This window comes from Corynebacterium sp. HMSC078A10 (assembly GCF_001811565.1).
In the GTDB taxonomy this organism is placed as follows: Bacteria; Actinomycetota; Actinomycetes; order Mycobacteriales; family Mycobacteriaceae; genus Corynebacterium; species Corynebacterium hesseae.
Map to the genome: position 1 here is coordinate 78,932 of NZ_KV805226.1, position 15,414 is coordinate 94,345.

7 protein-coding genes are annotated in these 15,414 nt (G+C 60.9%); 1 reads left to right on the plus strand and 6 read right to left on the minus strand.

The genetic code is table 11. The features are described 5' to 3' along the window. Nucleotides 1-3: 3 nt before the first annotated feature. From HMPREF2808_RS10805 to HMPREF2808_RS13840, 6 genes are all read right to left on the minus strand, one after another. A complete protein-coding gene (locus tag HMPREF2808_RS10805) occupies nucleotides 4-1,737 on the minus strand; it encodes a GAP1-N2 domain-containing protein (RefSeq protein ID WP_070564251.1) in 1,734 nt (577 codons plus the stop codon). 2 nt (nucleotides 1,738-1,739) lie between these two features. Continuing rightward, nucleotides 1,740-4,130: a SaeA-related protein gene (locus HMPREF2808_RS10810; RefSeq protein ID WP_070624635.1), complete on the minus strand. Its 2,391-nt coding sequence runs from the start codon at nucleotides 4,128-4,130 to the stop codon at nucleotides 1,740-1,742. Between the two features lie 23 nt (nucleotides 4,131-4,153). Continuing rightward, complete coding sequence (locus tag HMPREF2808_RS10815; protein WP_070564245.1) at nucleotides 4,154-6,991, minus strand: hypothetical protein; 2,838 nt, start codon at nucleotides 6,989-6,991, stop codon at nucleotides 4,154-4,156. Then, nucleotides 6,991-10,656, minus strand: coding sequence for a tubulin-like doman-containing protein (locus HMPREF2808_RS10820; RefSeq protein ID WP_070564242.1), 3,666 nt, complete (start codon nucleotides 10,654-10,656; stop codon nucleotides 6,991-6,993). Before HMPREF2808_RS10820 ends, HMPREF2808_RS10815 begins: the two co-directional genes overlap by 1 nt. A gap of 70 nt (nucleotides 10,657-10,726) precedes the next feature. Continuing rightward, on the minus strand, nucleotides 10,727-13,594 hold the full coding sequence (locus tag HMPREF2808_RS10825; RefSeq protein ID WP_070624636.1) for a VWA domain-containing protein: 2,868 nt from the start codon (nucleotides 13,592-13,594) through the stop codon (nucleotides 10,727-10,729). After that, nucleotides 13,594-14,229: a hypothetical protein gene (locus HMPREF2808_RS13840; RefSeq protein ID WP_245168445.1), complete on the minus strand. Its 636-nt coding sequence runs from the start codon at nucleotides 14,227-14,229 to the stop codon at nucleotides 13,594-13,596. Before HMPREF2808_RS13840 ends, HMPREF2808_RS10825 begins: the two co-directional genes overlap by 1 nt. Nucleotides 14,230-14,668: 439 nt before the next feature. On the opposite strand from HMPREF2808_RS13840, the gene HMPREF2808_RS10835 reads away from it, so the two are divergent. Then, nucleotides 14,669-15,403 carry a queuosine precursor transporter gene (locus HMPREF2808_RS10835; RefSeq protein ID WP_070624637.1) on the plus strand — a complete coding sequence of 245 codons (735 nt, stop codon included), beginning with the start codon at nucleotides 14,669-14,671 and terminating at the stop codon, nucleotides 15,401-15,403. The last annotated feature ends 11 nt before the right edge of the window (nucleotides 15,404-15,414 follow it).

Below are 15,414 nucleotides of genomic sequence, written 5' to 3' on the forward strand. Positions count from 1 at the left end.
CTCTTACCTTCCGTGGAATCCCATGTTTCGACCGTGTTCGCCTGGTCCTCCGTGAACTGCTCCACGGTGCTGCCACGCTGTGTGCTGTGCAAAATGCGATGGGGCGGGTTGTTGCTGCGCGCGCGCCGAGCGCTCCGCGAGCAACTGTGTCGTGCGGTCCAGCACCATGGCGACGCGCCCCGTGGCATAGCGCTCGCAATGCTCCGGCACGAATGTTCCTGCAAAATGCATAGCGGTGAGGTGCGCGATGTGCTCGAGCTCGCGGTCCTCCCAGAGCCGGAGCGCATCCTCTGCCAGGAGGTTGAAGTCCCGCGGGAAATAGAACACCCAAGAGGCAACGATTGCGGACATCAGTAACTTGTCCAGCCCCTCACCCAACGAGTTTCTGTCGAGGTAAGCCAACTGGATGGCGCGTCCGCGGTTGGTATCAAGGTGCTCGATCCACCAGCGCGGATCGAAATCCTTGAGCCTATGCCATTCCTCGGCGCTGAGCCCAGGAACATTGGCGTTGCCACCCGATGCCGCTGCCGGCAGCGGATGTGCTTCTTCAGCTGCTGGTGCGGCTTCTGCACTTGGCGACGGCGCCGTTTCTACTGTCGTGGCGAAAGGGTTCTCCTGCGACGTACTCGGCGCGGGGGTATCGAGGGGATTCGGCGGAATACCCGCAGGGCCATGACCCGGGGCCGCAAAAGGCGAGGCGTCTGGGATAGGCGCTCCAAAATCAGCTGGGTCTTCGCCCCAGGAGTCGTCGAAGCTGAGTGCTGCACTCTTCTCAGGCTTGCTGGCTGTTGCAGCGCTCTCTTCCAATTCCTGTGCTGCACCCGTGCGCTGCTCGGCCTGCTCGTGCTGCGACTCCGGGGCCACGGCCTCAGTTTCTTCCGCAGCACGTGCTTCGTACGCGCTGACATCGGGCAGGGCCTCATCAAGTGCAAACACGACTGGATTGCCGGGGATCGCGGTTTCCTTAAGACGCTGCTTCTCGCTAGGCGGCACCACCAGCATGGTGGACGTACTCAGCGGAAACTCATTGATGGCGGCGGCCTTCTCAAAAGTGGAGAACCCGAAACCATCCTCCCCTACCTCGCGGGCGGTGGCGGCGATCCACAGCGCCGCCTGATTATCGGGCGCCACGAGAATCACCAGGCCATTGCGGGAATTCAAAACCGTCGCCATGGCGGTAACCAACGCACGGTTGAAGGTGGGGTTGGGGTTCGGGGTCACGGCTTTGAACGGCGCGGGAAGCTTTTCTGGGCGGCGGAACTCGCCATCCAGAAACTCCTCCAGCAACACATCCGAGTGCAACGGACCGCGCGCCGAGATCTTTTCCGGAATCTGGACTTTGTCCACCTCGTAGATGGAAAACGGCGCTGGGATATCGGGAGAAAACAGGACCGTCGCCGGCGCCGGCGGAGTGCCCGTGCGCGAAATGGACGTGTAAGTGAAGACGTTTCCGCCACGGCCTGTCGCATCGAGGCCTGCGGGGACGGAGACCATAGTGACCCACTTTTCCGCCTCAGGAGTGAGAGCAAAAACCGCGGTGCGACGAACCAGCTCCGCACGCTGCTGGGCGGAAGGGAAATCCGGTATCGTCGTGCCGTTGTTGAGCGAAGTCGGCACGAAGGACACCAGCTCAGCCAGCTCCTCCTGGGTAATATCGCCGGCCTTCTGGCCCACTCCCCAACCACCGGCACGGCCATTGGCGCGGGAAAAAGATGCATAGCTAAAGGCACCGCCCATAACTACTGGCCTCCTTGGAAGTACTGGTCTTGAGAATAATCCTGGCCATAGTTGTGCTGGTCATAAGCGTTGGGCTCATATCCTTGTTGGCCGTACTGCGGGTCATAGCTGGGAGCTTGGTTCTGCACGGGTGGGGGCAGCATCAATTTGTAAGACACATCGCCTTCCACCACCACGGCTTTATCCAATGCACTCAACGTGGAGGAGGCATCGCTGTAGCTCTCCGAGAAACTACTAAAGACGTCCTCACCGCCGAAGCTGTCGAAAGAGGTATCGACCTGGCTATCAAAGCCCTCGACGGCGAACAGACGGATGAAACCCCTACGTTGAATTCGCTCGCCTACTGACACCGTGAAATTTGGGTACTGCCCGCGCATCGGGCCCAGTCCTTGAGCCACGTGTGTGGTGCTCTGCAGGTTGGTCTCCACAATGCCGAGTGCCTCGCCGTCTTCGGGGAAGAGCGGCAGGCGGTCAGCACGGTAGACCACCTGGCAGGAGAACTGGCGCTTGTCGCCGTTGCCCAAGCTCCAGAGGAACACCCCGATCTGGCCCTGAGCGTAATCAACCTCAAAGTCATAGGTCACTGGGCGCAAGCCCTCGTACTGAATCACGCGTTCATCGCCCTCAGTGCGTTTGCCCGCGAAGACTGCATAAGGCTTCAGGCGCACGGTATCGCCGTGCTGATCGAGGTGCAGGCGGATTCCTCCTTGAAGGTCGTAATCCTCCTCGCGGATCTGATCGTGCTCGCGATTAGTGGAGTACTCCACTGCCGTCGCGCCCTTCGGCCAATCAAATGTAATGAGCTGGCTGTCCACGCGCTCGATGAGACGGAACTGGTCATCCTCAATGGACTGCACGCGCTGCAGCACTTTGGATTCGCCCACCCAGGCATCCGCGTCGTTAAAGTTCACCGGGGTGATATAGACCTCGTACCAATCCGGCGGCCACGGCACCGTGGTGGTTTGGAAAGAGCCCGGTTCAGACACTCCACGGGTCTCACTGATGGCGCTCGATAGCGCACTTTCGACGTACGTCTTTGGCACCGCGGACGTGCGAAGGTCCGCCTGCGGGGCGTTGGGTGTCAGATAGATCTTTACCTCGCCGGTCTTGGGCGAGTACCAATCAACTTCGATGCTGTCTTGTCCGTATTCGCTGCGGCGCTCACAGCGTGAGAGCTCCAGCTTCTCCAGCTCGCTGGCAAGTTTCACGGAGCGCTGGACGGCGACTTCGTCCTGGCTCTGCTCGGTAGCGCCGTGGAACTCCGCTTGGCCTAGCAACGAGATGACGACGGTCTGCCCGGCTTCCTGCACCGGAATGGTGGCCTTGCGCCCACTGCTATCCACGTCTTGTTCGAAGCGCGGGGAGAGCTTTTCCTTCTCGCTGTCCCGGCAGGCATAAACCATGGCGCTCGAGTGCCCCGGTAACAGGTCCCAGGACACCTGGATGGCTCCCTTGATGGTGGATACCTGGACGTTCACCGGTGGGAAGACCACGCCCGTGTCTCCCATGAATACCGGTTGGCTATTGATGAGCTCGCGAAGATCCCGGCCCTTGTACGCCCACACCGCGTAGTGGCGCAGACCTGCCTCGCCCGGGGTGTGATCACGGTAGGCAGTTCCTTTTGTGTAAACGAGGGTGTCACCGGCATCCGGGGAGGCCACCATTTCTGAATCATCGGCCACAACCCGGTAGAACACCACCTCATCCGGCGAGTGCTCAAGCTCGGGCCACCACAGGCGCACCGGATGGCGAAGGTCGTTGTCCTCCGGCTCCGGTTCTGGTTCGATGCCATAGCCAAAGTCCTCGTGAGAATCCTGCGCCAGCGCGTCCTCTTGCGGCACCTCAACTTCAAATTCGATGCCGGGAGCTTCCCAGTTCGGGTCTTGGCGGAACTGATACTCCGCCTTAATCCCAAAGCCCGGGATAGTGATGTAGTCCTCTTCGTTGACCTGGGTCTTCTGCTCTTCCTCGGCCTGCAGTGCCTCCCACTCGGCAAAGAAATCATGCGGCTGTGCCGCTGGCTGTGCCGGATCTGGTTGAGGCGCGGGGCCTACCTGCGCCACGCCACGAGCTGCGGTACTAGCTGCAGCGGCACGTTGTGCCTGTTCCCGCTGGCGGGCTTGTTCTTCGGCTCGCGCTGCCTTTTCCTGTGCCGCACGTTCCTGCGCGGCACGTTCTTCCTGGGCCACTGCGGCGTTGCGCGCCTGTGCGCTCAGCTCTGGGTGGGCCACCTCTTCGCCGTTATACGCGGCGGCAATTTGTTCGGCGAACTGCCTAAACGGCGCCGATACGGCCGCGCGCACATCATCGGCGTTCACGCGCTTGAGCTGGTGCAGGGACTTAAGCTCGCTCAGCGGCATATCCGTGATCGAAGGTTTCGGGTTGTGTGTCATCAACGTTCCTTAAGGAGGTCTCGTCAGAAAGTTTCGTCGAGGTCTGAGAGGTCCGGTGCCTCCGGCCGACCAAACGGCGGCTGCGTAGTCGGCCCTTGGTTATCTCCCTGCACCGGCGATTTAAAGCCCATGTGGTCCATGTCATCCAGGTCGTCGAGTGAAAAATCCGCAGGATTCACAAAGGACGGGGCATTCGACGCCGCGTCGGGAATCAGGTACTTGAAGTCAGTGATCTTTCCGTACTGCACCACCGTCACAGAGCGCGAAAGCTGGCTGGTCAGCGCGGTCTGGCTGTCTACCTCGACGATGCGCGTGCGGGAGCCATCGATTTCGGTATACCCTTCAGCGCCACCGGCGCTGGTAAGCGCATTCGGGCTAAAGGCCTGGAGGGCTCCCTTTTCCTGGTTCATGCCGTCGAGGAACTCGGCGGTGCTCTGAACGCGACTGCCGCCTTCCTCGCGGAAGGTCACGCGGCTGAGGTATTGCTGCAAGCTGCGGGTCATGCGCGGATCCGTGATGACCTTCTGCCATTCCTGCTGCTTGTGATCGCGGTCCTGCATGTAGGGGTGGTCAAGGCTGCGGGACAGGTTATCCAACGCAGTGCTGGAGCCGAGGCCAGCCATTCCCCACATCTCATTGAGGGCCACAGCCGAGTGGCCGGTGCGGTTGCGCTCAAAGGTGTCATTCATGTCATCGAGCAGTGACTTAAGCGAACGGTGTGCCCACTCCGTTTGGAAAATATGGGAGCGGATTTCATCCGTCATGCGCACAGCATCGTCACGGTTGAGCACGGCCTGGGCAATGCGGGCATTCTCCGGAAGACCCGACTGCGGCGTCCGCAGGTGATCGCTCGACGTTTCCTTACGCCCAAAGGGCGCGTAAATCGCGCGGCCCAACAGCGCCGACCAGCTCAGGAACTGGTTATAAGCGTTGGAGATGCGCGAGATCTCCGCAGAGGCCGTGGCCAGATTCTGGGCGGCGATCTCTTGGTTGCGGTTCAACAGCTTGCGCCGCTGCACGTAGTCGAAGATCTCACGCTGTGCCTTGGTAAAGACCGCCCAAGAACACACGAGGAAAATAAGGACAGCCACGATGATGCCCACGACGTACCACGGCCAGTCGAACCACTGCAGGTACTCACCCAGCGGCAAGTCCGGGTTATAGCGGCCAGCCACCATGTAGGTCATCAGGGCAAGCACCACGAAGAGGACGATCCACATCGTGCGCAGCTTCCGGGTCAGTGCTTTGTTCTCCGCGTTGAAATCACGCGCCTGGAAACTATTGGCCAGTTCTTGCAGCTCGCGCGCCTTGGCGTGCGCGTCGCGGTACTTCTGCTGGGCGTGCCCCAGCTTATCCCAGAGGCCCTGGCCTACCTTCCACGCGAAGGTGGTGCTGTTCTTCGCTCGCCAGGAGGCAAACTCGTGCTTCTTGCGGCTGACCGCTTCATTGCGGGTCTGCTGGCTGGTGTACTCGATGTCGGCGGCAAAACGCTCAGCGCCTACCGGATCGAAAGGCGCGACGGTTGCTTGGGACTCGTGCGTATAGCCCAACGTGCTGGTCATGAGCGGATGGAAGCCCTCAAAAGAAGCGCTGACATCCTGCACGGACTGGCCACCGTACTGCACGATGTACATGTTGCCCTGGTTATTGCGCAGGCCCTTGGTATCGATGCTGTCGCGCCAGGAACCGTCGACAAGCCCCAGTGCGTAGTCGTGGTAGGCCTCCCACGTGCGCGAGAGCTGCGGTTCCTGGCCCAAGGAAAAGTGCTGCTCCCGGGCGACTCGCATGGTGTGCTCACTGGCTTGGCGCAGCTCGTCGACGCTCGTTGCGCCACTGCCCTTGCCGGAGTGCCCAGCCAAGACAACCTCCACGCTGGAGTCTTGGCCATAGAGCATCTTCTGCAGGAAGGTGGCGGCGTTCTTGTTCATCGCACCGCGCTGGCCCTCGACCCAATCCTGCGGCTTGCCCACCACAGTAGACCAGTACAGGCGCAGATTATCCTTCAGCGCCGCCCAGCCGCTGACCTTGTGAGATTGCAGCTCCTCATAAGCGGTCGGAGCGCTCACCAACGGGGAAATCTCCTGGTTGATGAACATCTGAGCGCACTGATCCGTCAGCTGTTCCGGATTGGCGTAGTGCACGGCGCGCGAAATGTTATTGACCTGCGGCTGCGGCAAGCGCTGACTGGGATCGAAAACGGCCTTCCTGACCTTGTCCTCGATATCACTGGCATCGATGGTGCGGTGGAAGGCGCGCACCAGACGGAAGCGCTGCCGGTCTCCTGTTTCGATGACGCGGTGAGTTTCTGGATCCAACACCGCAGGCTCGGGCATCCCGCGCCATAAACCAAAGATGCTGGCTACGGCCGGGGCTGCGAACTGGGCAAGCTCGAAGCCATCTGCGGTGCGCTTGATCGGGCGAATGCGCGAGGAGGCCGGGGTCCCGCCCTCTTCTGGGGAGAGCACGAGGTTGCTCCATCCCTGCAACGGAGCGATGTCCACACTCTCGCGCGGAAGGGCTGACAACAACAGGCGCACGCGCAGGTTGGAGGCCTGAATCAGGCGCTGGTCGACGGCCCCGACCCACTCCGTGAGCTTGTCGACGTCCTGCGGTTGTTCCGCATCCATCGGGTCAATGGTGGCGAGGAGGACGTCCCCGCTGAAGCTGCGGAGGGCCTCGTCGAGCGTCGACAAGCGCGCCGTGCCCTCCTCCGTAAAGGAGCGCACAACAGCTCCACTGGTGGGGTGGGCGTAGTCGATCCAGAGGAAGTCCTGCAGGAGGCCGACCGCACGCAAGTCACAAAGGCGGGAGCGGATGTCATCCGCGGTGGCGCCGTGTCCGAAAATAATTACGTTCGTCATTAGAAGGTGTCATCCAGGTCGTTGAGGTTGAATTCCGGAGCGAGGTCCTGGCCAAAGCCAGAATCGGAGCTGCGCACCTGCGGGGCAGGCTGGGCGACGGGGTTCTCCGCCACCGTCTTGGCCTGATTCAGGTAGTTGCGGATGACCGGGACCATCTCGATGACGTCTAGCGCCAAGTCACGGTAGTACGGCGTATGCGAGGCGACCTCGCGGGAGCGTATCTCCGCAAAGGGCTTTTCCTTACGTCCCTGTCCCGGCAAGGAGTTGGTGTGGCCCGGCACAAAGTGGTCCGCACCGCGGGCGAACTTATCCAGCTCCTCCACGAAGGATTCATAGCGGTCTTGGATGGAGGTACCCATAACACCGCGGTTCGGGGCTTCACCGGAAGCCAAGAACTGCGCGAGGCGGTGAACCACCGGGTGCGTGGACGCACCGGAGTGGGCGAAGTCTAGGCCGTCGTCGAAAAGCCCGCGCAACAGCTGGTACGGGTAGAGCGAAGAGGCAAAACCATAGTGTCCGGTTTCCTGCACCTTCGCGTAGGCGATAAAGATGGACTCCAAAACCGAAGGCATCCAGTCAGACTTCTTGATCATGCGGCGCGGCGAGATAAGCAGCGGATCCGGGAAATCAACCCAACCATTCACGCCACCATCCGTGTCATCGAAGATGTGGGCCGCCGCATTGGCTGCATCGGCGTTGGAAATGTAGACGCGGCCGGTAATGCGTCCGATGATCCAGCCGGCCACCATGGCCTGGCGCTCCGTCTTCGTCAGTGGCAGGGCTGCTGGCAGCGGGCGGGTGCGGCGCTCCGACCACCAGGAACCGTCGAAATTGTCCTGCTTCTCGATGTCCTTGGCGATGTAGTTAAACATGGAGGAGAAGACGATCGGCGAGTAGTTGGGGTAGGAACCGAAGATCTCGATGTGCTGCACATGGTCCGACATGTTCAGCGAGTTGCGCAGAGCCACCGTGGAAGGCCCGTCAATCTCCGGGCGGCTGAGCACCGACTCCAGCTGGGAGGCGATGCCGGTCTCCGCAGAGCCCAGCTCCGCAAACGGGATATCGGAGAAGGAGTAGGTGTACTGCACGGACTTGCCGTGGATACGCTGAACCATGTCATCGTTGACGGCAGCCAAGGGGCGGGCATAGCTCAGCGCAAGCTGGAATGCCTCGACGAACCGGCGCTGACGCTGCGCGTGCTCGACCTCGTTGATATCCGGGGTAAGGGTGAGGTAGCGGCGCAGATCCACCGAGTTGAACTTCTGGAACTCATAATCACGGCGGTTAATCCACTGGCGCGAGCGCTCCAGCAAATCAGTTGGGCGAATCTTGGCGCGGTAGTGCGCGCGCTGGGATTCGCGGGATTCACCGCTTTGCGGGTGGCGCGAGAGGTACTTGGACACCCAGCCAGCACGGTTGGAGTAAGCATCATTGGTGCGCTTCTGCGGGGCCAGGGTGTCATTCGGCGCCTGGGCCGCATCGAGTGATTCCCATTCACCGCGGATGACCGCACGAACCGCAAAAGGATAAGCCTGCTCGTAGTTGGTGACATCCGAGGTGGACTGCTGTCCCTGGATGGTACGCAGCATCTGGTCACGGTAGTCCGAGATGAAGCTGTTGACGTCGGTCAGCATGATTTCGTTCTCGGCGCCCTTGAAGCGGGTTTCTACGACCTCATCGAGCTCCGTCGGCCACGAGTTGACCTCGTCAGTGCGGACGTCAGCCAACTTGTTGGTCTCCGGGCGCTTCGACACGGCCTTCTCCAGCACCGCGTGGGCATCTCCCAGCTCACGCTTGAGGTGGAAGAGGTTCTCATCGGCGTAGTCCTGCAGGACATCCTTGAGCAGATGCGCGATAGCCATGAGCGCGTAGCTGTAGAACTGGTTGAAGTACAGTCCCATCAGAGCATTGACTGTAGGAGTCGGGTCCGTCATCTGGCCCTTGCCGGTCAGCGGGCTGAGGATAGGGTCCGCGCCTTCTGGCTTCGCCAGCACACGGGTGTTCTGGTAGTAGCCGGAGTACTCAGACAGGCGCGGCAGGAGGCGGTCGGAGTTGGTGAGCACGTCCGTGATCTTGGAGAGCATCTCGCGTACATAGGGCACGCCCACCGCAGCGAGCTCTGACTCCACGGTGGCGAGGACACCATCGCTGAAGAAGTTGGCGTAGCGGTAAACAATGTCATAGGCGGCATTGTTCAGAACAGATGCGATGGCCTGTTCATTGCGGGGATCGGCCATGTTGCCCTCGAACTCTTCACGCCATTCGTTGACGTTACGGCCCTGGCCCACCGGAATGAAGTTCTGCAGGTGCTTCGCAGCACTATCCGCGGCCTGCTGGGCCTGGCCACCAAAGACGCTGTTGAGCCAATTCCATACGCTGCCGCTATCAATCTGGCCGCCTTGTGCCCAGGAGGGATCAAGCGTCATAGAGCTAAAAGCGTTAGGCAGCCGCTCTTCCAGCTTCTTAGCAATCTGCATCTCACCGGCCTCGGGGTTCTGCGGGTCGAGGTGCCCGTTGAAGAGGCGCTCGAAGGCGCTGCGGGCAAGACGCTGGGAAGAGTATTCGGCAAAGCGGTCGCGGCCCATCGAAACCTGGGCATAACCCAGCGAACCCCAGGGCAGGCGACCCCACGGCGTCCCGTCTGGGCGATCCCAGCCGAAGAAGCGGCGGCCGCCGTCACCGGCCGGAGTGTTAGTCAGCGCGTAGGACACGAGGTTATCGCTGGCCTTGGTGGAAGCCATCAACCCCGCCAACGCGCGGCCCAGGCCGCGATAGATGGACATGGCGGAACCATCGCCGAAACGAGCGCTGGTGGTACCCATCTTGGAACCGATGGGGAAAATACGGCCGAAGGTCTGCCCCTCCGGCGGGGTGCCCATGTCAAAGGCTTCAAAGATGGCGCGGTCATGCTCATAGGCATTACCCATTTGCGCGGCGACGACCTCACCGAACATAGCCAGCGAGTTCGGCCATGCACCGGCCATGTCATCCGCCTTGTTATCGGCGAAGATCTCCGGGGTGTACATGAAGATGAGGGTGCCTTGTGGGTTCACATTCGGGATGGTGGTGAGCACGCGGCACACATCCAGGAACATCGAGGCACCCGCGCCACCTGCCATGGAGGAGACCACGAGGACGACCGGCTGGGAATCACCCGTATCGGAATCCAGCTTTGTCTGTTTGTAGTTAAGGCGGTTGAGCTCCTGGATTGCCTCCTGCGTGAACATCTCATCCACCGCTTCCTTAAGCGACTGGCGGATCTTCTTGAGATTCGGCAGCGTCAGCATACGGCCAATCGCGCGGTACTGGCCGGCACCGTCAGCCAGCTTCACGTCGTTGGTGGAAGGATTGCGGGTGGCCCACGTTGCAATCTCACCGAGCTTGCCGGCACGGCCCAAGGTGCTGGACACGCCTTCGTCGAAGGAGTTGTAGTTCTGGCGGGCACCAATGCCTACGTAGTGACCACCGTTCTGGGTAACATTCGGCAGCTTCTGCGGTCCAGCCTCCTCTTCGAGCGGCACGTCGATGTTGACGAACTGCCATGCCTTGGGCAGCTCGGTCATGTCCGGGTCAATGCTTCGCAGCTCGGCCTTGAGCTGATCCATCATGAACGCCAGTGTCTTGGCGCCGGAGCCACCGCAACCGACGACGAGGAACTTCTTCATCTTTAACTACCTTTCGAAGGGGAGGTTCGCTTCTGTGCTGTTTATGGCTGTTGTGTACTGCTCTACCGGCTTAGCCCTGGGAGCCGAATCCCGGGCTTGGGGGCCAGCCGCCGTTGGTACCAGGGTTACCAGGATTACCCGGGCGCTGCTGGCCTGGTTGCCCAAAGCCAGAGCCCCCACCAAAGCCAGTGCCACCGCCAACGTTTGGCGTTCCGCCGAAGCCGGGGCGTCCCGGCCCGTTCGCACGCCCTTGCTGGCCGTGAGGTGACGGGCCGGAAGGCTGGGACTGGCCGAATCCACCAGGTTGCGGAGCACCCTGCTGCGGTCCACGTTGCGGCGGCGGACCGCTCGGCGGCTGGGAGCCAGGCTGGTTCTGCTGGACCGGCTGCCCCGGTTGGCCGGACTGCGGCGGTGTCTGTGCCTTGTCGGGCTTCTCGGCTGGGAATTCGACTTGGTCAAAGAGTTGCAGGGCCTGGCGGCTGATCTCCTTCGACTTCTCGTCATACGCGCTGGCCTGGGCCAGCGTATCGATGGTCATGACAATCTCAGCGGAATCGCGGTCCTTCTCGTTGCCCACGAAGAACCACGTGTTTTGCACCGCAAGCGGCAGAACTGCCCGGTAGCCGGACTTCTTGCCCTTGCCGGAAATGGTGCCATCGCGCTGGACCTCCACGTGGGCGGCGGTAAACGGGCTCAGCCCCATCTTTACCTTGGCATCGTTGCTTCCCAAGCGAGCAGAGCGTCCGGTGGTCTCTACCGGAACAGCGCCCTGGAACTCTTCCTTGGACACCGCGAACGGGCGGCCATTGTCGGTGCGCACGAGGCTGGCGCCCTCGCGGCGTACCGGGATGGTCTTCGCAAACATTCGGGGCTTTTCCGGAATACGGCCGCTAACCCACTTCATGAGGTACAAGATGGCCAGCGGAATCAGCAGCGCAAGCAACACCGCGAGGACAAAGGAGAGGCCGAAAGCGGACTTGCTCAGTGGCGCAGTCATGGAACCCTGCAGCGTCAGCGGCAGCTCCATTTGCTGGTTATCCTCGGCAGACTGCAGGTTGATCACCGGATCCACGCGCAGCGGGCCATCCGCCATTTCTTCAACGCTCAACGTCACCGGGATGGTCGCCTTTTCGTCCTTGGAAAGCTCCAGCGCGGAATCCTCCGAGTTGTGCTTGGAGCTCACCGCAACGGCAGGAACTCCCGAGGGGAGCATCCCGTCAGCGGAATCCACGGTCTGGTCTGCTACCCACACCTTGCCGGGGCCGGTCACCGGGACGTCGACAGTAACTTCTTTCTCCGTCATGGTGATCGTCTGCGCCGAGCCCACCGTCGGCATATTGACCGGGGTAACCGTCAGCGGCGTTTCCGCGTTGATGGGGTCCAGCTTCGAACCCGGGCGCTCACCTGTGTCCTTAGTGGTAATTTCCACGCGGGTCACGAGCTGACCGGATGCTGCGTTTTCCACCTTCTCCAGCGGAATGTCTACTGGCTGCCCATCGGTGATGGGGGCATTGTCCACGAGGGTAACCGGGGAACCATCCTCCGGCACGAACTCCGCATGAAGGGTTCCCTGGCCCTCCAGCGCACGGGGCTCGCCGTGGCCATCGACCAACTGTCCCTTCAAAACCTGGTCAGAGTTGATGCCGCCTTCTACCTTGGCGCCATCTTCCGTCTTGAGGTCCAGGTTAAGGCCCGGCACCATGACAACGGATGCGAGGTACTCGCCTTCGGTCCCCTCTGCCACCTTGTAGCCAAAAGTCCACGCGCCTGCCCAGGAATCGCCGTCCTTTTCCATCGCGATATCAACCATGCCCGGCAGCTTGTTGTTCTCCGTCACGGAGACCTTCGCACCAGCGACGCTTGTGGTATCCGGCTTGAGTTCCACGGTTTCGCCATCGGGGCCCGTCAGAGTTGGGATGAGATCGTCCTCACCCACCGAGTTCTTCGGTACTGCTGACAAACGCACAGGGGATACGGAGTCATCGAGGACGAAATCAAACTGGTCTTTGAAGTTGCCGTCCTTGGTTACACCACCCGAGGTGGGGATGAGGTTACGGAAGGCCGCGAACAGTGCTGCCGGGTCCTCACCCGCGTCGAAGAATGCACCATTCGGCGCACCCTGGCCGCAGTCTTCCCCCTCCGCCATGCGGGTGAGCTGGCGGACCTGGTCCTGGGCTTCCGCCGCCGGAACGAGTCCCACGTTAAAGAGGCGGATATTGGAGGTACGGAAGGCGGTGACAGAGGAATTGACCTCACACAGCTTGTCCTGTGCACCCTGGAGATCGTTGGCCTCGGCGTCGGTGTAGTACTTGCCATCGGTAAAGAACACGATGCCGCGGCAGCTACTTCCTTGGTGAGACGCCAGTTCCTTCAACGCGCCTTTATAAGCTGCGCCGTAGTTGGTTTCGAGGTCCGCTACGCGGTCCTCCTTGCGGAACTTGTCCAATTCGCTCTGCAGGGCATCACCGTTTCCGGAGACATTGGTCCACCCGCCGTACTCGGCCGGATCGCTGTAATAGTCAGAACCAAAGCCGGCGAGTTTCACGTTGATGTCTGCGCCGTTATCTTCCCCGAGGTTAGCCAGCTGCTTGACGATGTCCCCCGTGGCATCGACGCGGAAGGCATCGGCGTCCGTCGGCTGAGAGCCTTCATAGCCCACCAACGACGCTGATTGGTCAAGAACAAAAAGCAGGTCCGCAGACTTCTCGCTGGCAATACAGGAGCCGAAATCGGACAGGTTCTTCTGAGAAACCTCAGAGAGCGAGGATTCGGAACCGATTCCCTCAGGGTGCTCTTCCGGCTGAGCTTCTGGGGCTTCTGGGGCCTCAGGAGCTTCCGGAGGCGGCGGAGCATCCTGCGCTACCGCGCCTAAGCTGCCACCGAATCCAGCGATTGTCACCGCCGCGGATAGGGCAAGTGCACGAGTGAGTTTCTTCATTAGGCGCCAACCGCCTTTCCTACGTAGAAGGCGATTTCCACCGCAGCGACAATGACAAGAACAAAGCTTCCACCCATAATGACGCGGTAGAGCAAGGTTTGCGTCGTATCCTCAATATAAAAGGTCTCAGCCTGGCGCTGCGTGTTCTTCAGCGTGTACAGGCCCAAGAGGATGAAGGACACGATTCCAGCCAAGAGCCATCCCCCGATTGCCAGGCCAAAGAAAAGGCCCTCCGTCGGAGCGGCAAGCAGCGGCGCAAGAATCAACAGGATCAGCGCGATGACCGCGGATACGCCAGCGGCAATGAGCATCGGCCACGGCCCCTTCGTTGGGCTCGTCGGTGTTGCCACCTGACGGCGGTAATCCGGCGCGGGCGAGGAATCACCGAAACCATCCGGCGAGCCCGGCGCGCCAAAGGAGCCGCCCGCGCTCGAACCGGAGTTAAAACCCGGAGAGGGCTTCTGCGCAGGATTCTGGGAAGGATTCGGGGCGCCAAAACCGCCGAAGCCCCCAGCCCCAGTGGGCGATCCAAACCCGGAGCCAGAACTAGGCGCGGATCCTGCACCTGGCTGGCTAGCACCTTGGGGCGGGCGCCCGCCAAACTGTGGTGAGGAGCCTGGGGAACCAAACGTCATATCGATGACCTTCCCTTGTACGAAGTTGGGCCACCGGCAAACCTGGTGCCTCCCCCATCTAGAGACGCAGAAGGTAGCAGATCAGCCGGAAAGCTCTAAGGACTAGAAACCAAGGTAGCCGCACCCCCTGACACGACATGCCCGTCACGAACCTCGGACTTCGAACGCCCCGAATCTCTTCGAGCACGCACCGCGGCACAATAGACAGGAAACGTTCAGGGAACACGAAAACACTGCAAGCAAAAGAATGCCATACTACGTGCATTTTTTCTGCCCAGTTTGCAGATTTTGATGGGCGAAGCGCTGGAACCACGGCAAAGAAACAACCCGTTCCGCTGCCTTTTCCCAAGGAACCGCCGGGCAAGGGAGTGCTCCCCGCGTGAACCGAATGAAACTCCCTATTTCTAGTTCCCCTAGTTTCGTGGAAAAATGCTGTGCCATGACAACTCAATCGGCAACCGCAACCACCACAAACGGTGGCGAGAGCATCCGATTCATCCCGGTACATTCCACTTTGTACCCGTGGCTGGTCTCGGTGTTCGTCGTTACCTTCCTCATCTCGAACATCAACGCCACGAAGGGCGTCCAACTCGGCCCACTCATCACCGATGGCGCCTTCTTCCTCTTCCCTCTCGCCTACATCGTGGGCGATGTCCTCTCCGAGTGCTACGGCTTCAAGTCCACCCGCCGCGCCGTTTATATCGGTTTTGCCATGGCTCTTTTGGCCGCGGTTTCCTTCTACATTGCAATCTGGCTGCCCGCGGCTGATTTCTACGAAGGCCAGGAAGCTTTCGAAGCAACCCTCGGCCTCGTGCCGCAGATTCTCGCTGCCTCCCTAGCCGGATACCTCGTGGGCCAGCTGCTCAATTCCTTCACCTTGGTGAAGATGAAGGCCCGCACCGGCGAAAAGGGCCTCATTGGCCGCCTTGTTGCTTCCACCGTCGTCGGCGAATTCGGCGATACTCTGCTGTTCTGCGCCATCGCAGCACCCGTCATCGGCATCGATTCCTTCAGTGGCTTCCTGAACTACGTCATCGTGGGCTTCCTCTGGAAGACCGCCTGCGAGGTCATCATGCTTCCGCTGACCACGCTGGTTATCTCCTGGGTTAAGCGCCGCGAGGATTACGCACCTATCGACGAGGCCGAAACCTCTACGGCAACACAGCCTCAGTAGCAGCGACCCGT

Excerpts from the sequence above, each read along its gene's own strand:
- HMPREF2808_RS10805 (WP_070564251.1), bottom strand. The coding sequence starts at position 1,737 with ATGGGCGGTGCCTTTAGCTATGCATCTTTTTCCCGCGCCAATGGCCGT.
- HMPREF2808_RS10810 (WP_070624635.1), bottom strand. The coding sequence starts at position 4,130 with ATGACACACAACCCGAAACCTTCGATCACGGATATGCCGCTGAGCGAG.
- HMPREF2808_RS10815 (WP_070564245.1), bottom strand. The coding sequence starts at position 6,991 with ATGACGAACGTAATTATTTTCGGACACGGCGCCACCGCGGATGACATC.
- HMPREF2808_RS10820 (WP_070564242.1), bottom strand. The coding sequence starts at position 10,656 with ATGAAGAAGTTCCTCGTCGTCGGTTGCGGTGGCTCCGGCGCCAAGACA.
- HMPREF2808_RS10825 (WP_070624636.1), bottom strand. The coding sequence starts at position 13,594 with ATGAAGAAACTCACTCGTGCACTTGCCCTATCCGCGGCGGTGACAATC.
- HMPREF2808_RS13840 (WP_245168445.1), bottom strand. The coding sequence starts at position 14,229 with ATGACGTTTGGTTCCCCAGGCTCCTCACCACAGTTTGGCGGGCGCCCG.
- HMPREF2808_RS10835 (WP_070624637.1), top strand. The coding sequence starts at position 14,669 with ATGACAACTCAATCGGCAACCGCAACCACCACAAACGGTGGCGAGAGC.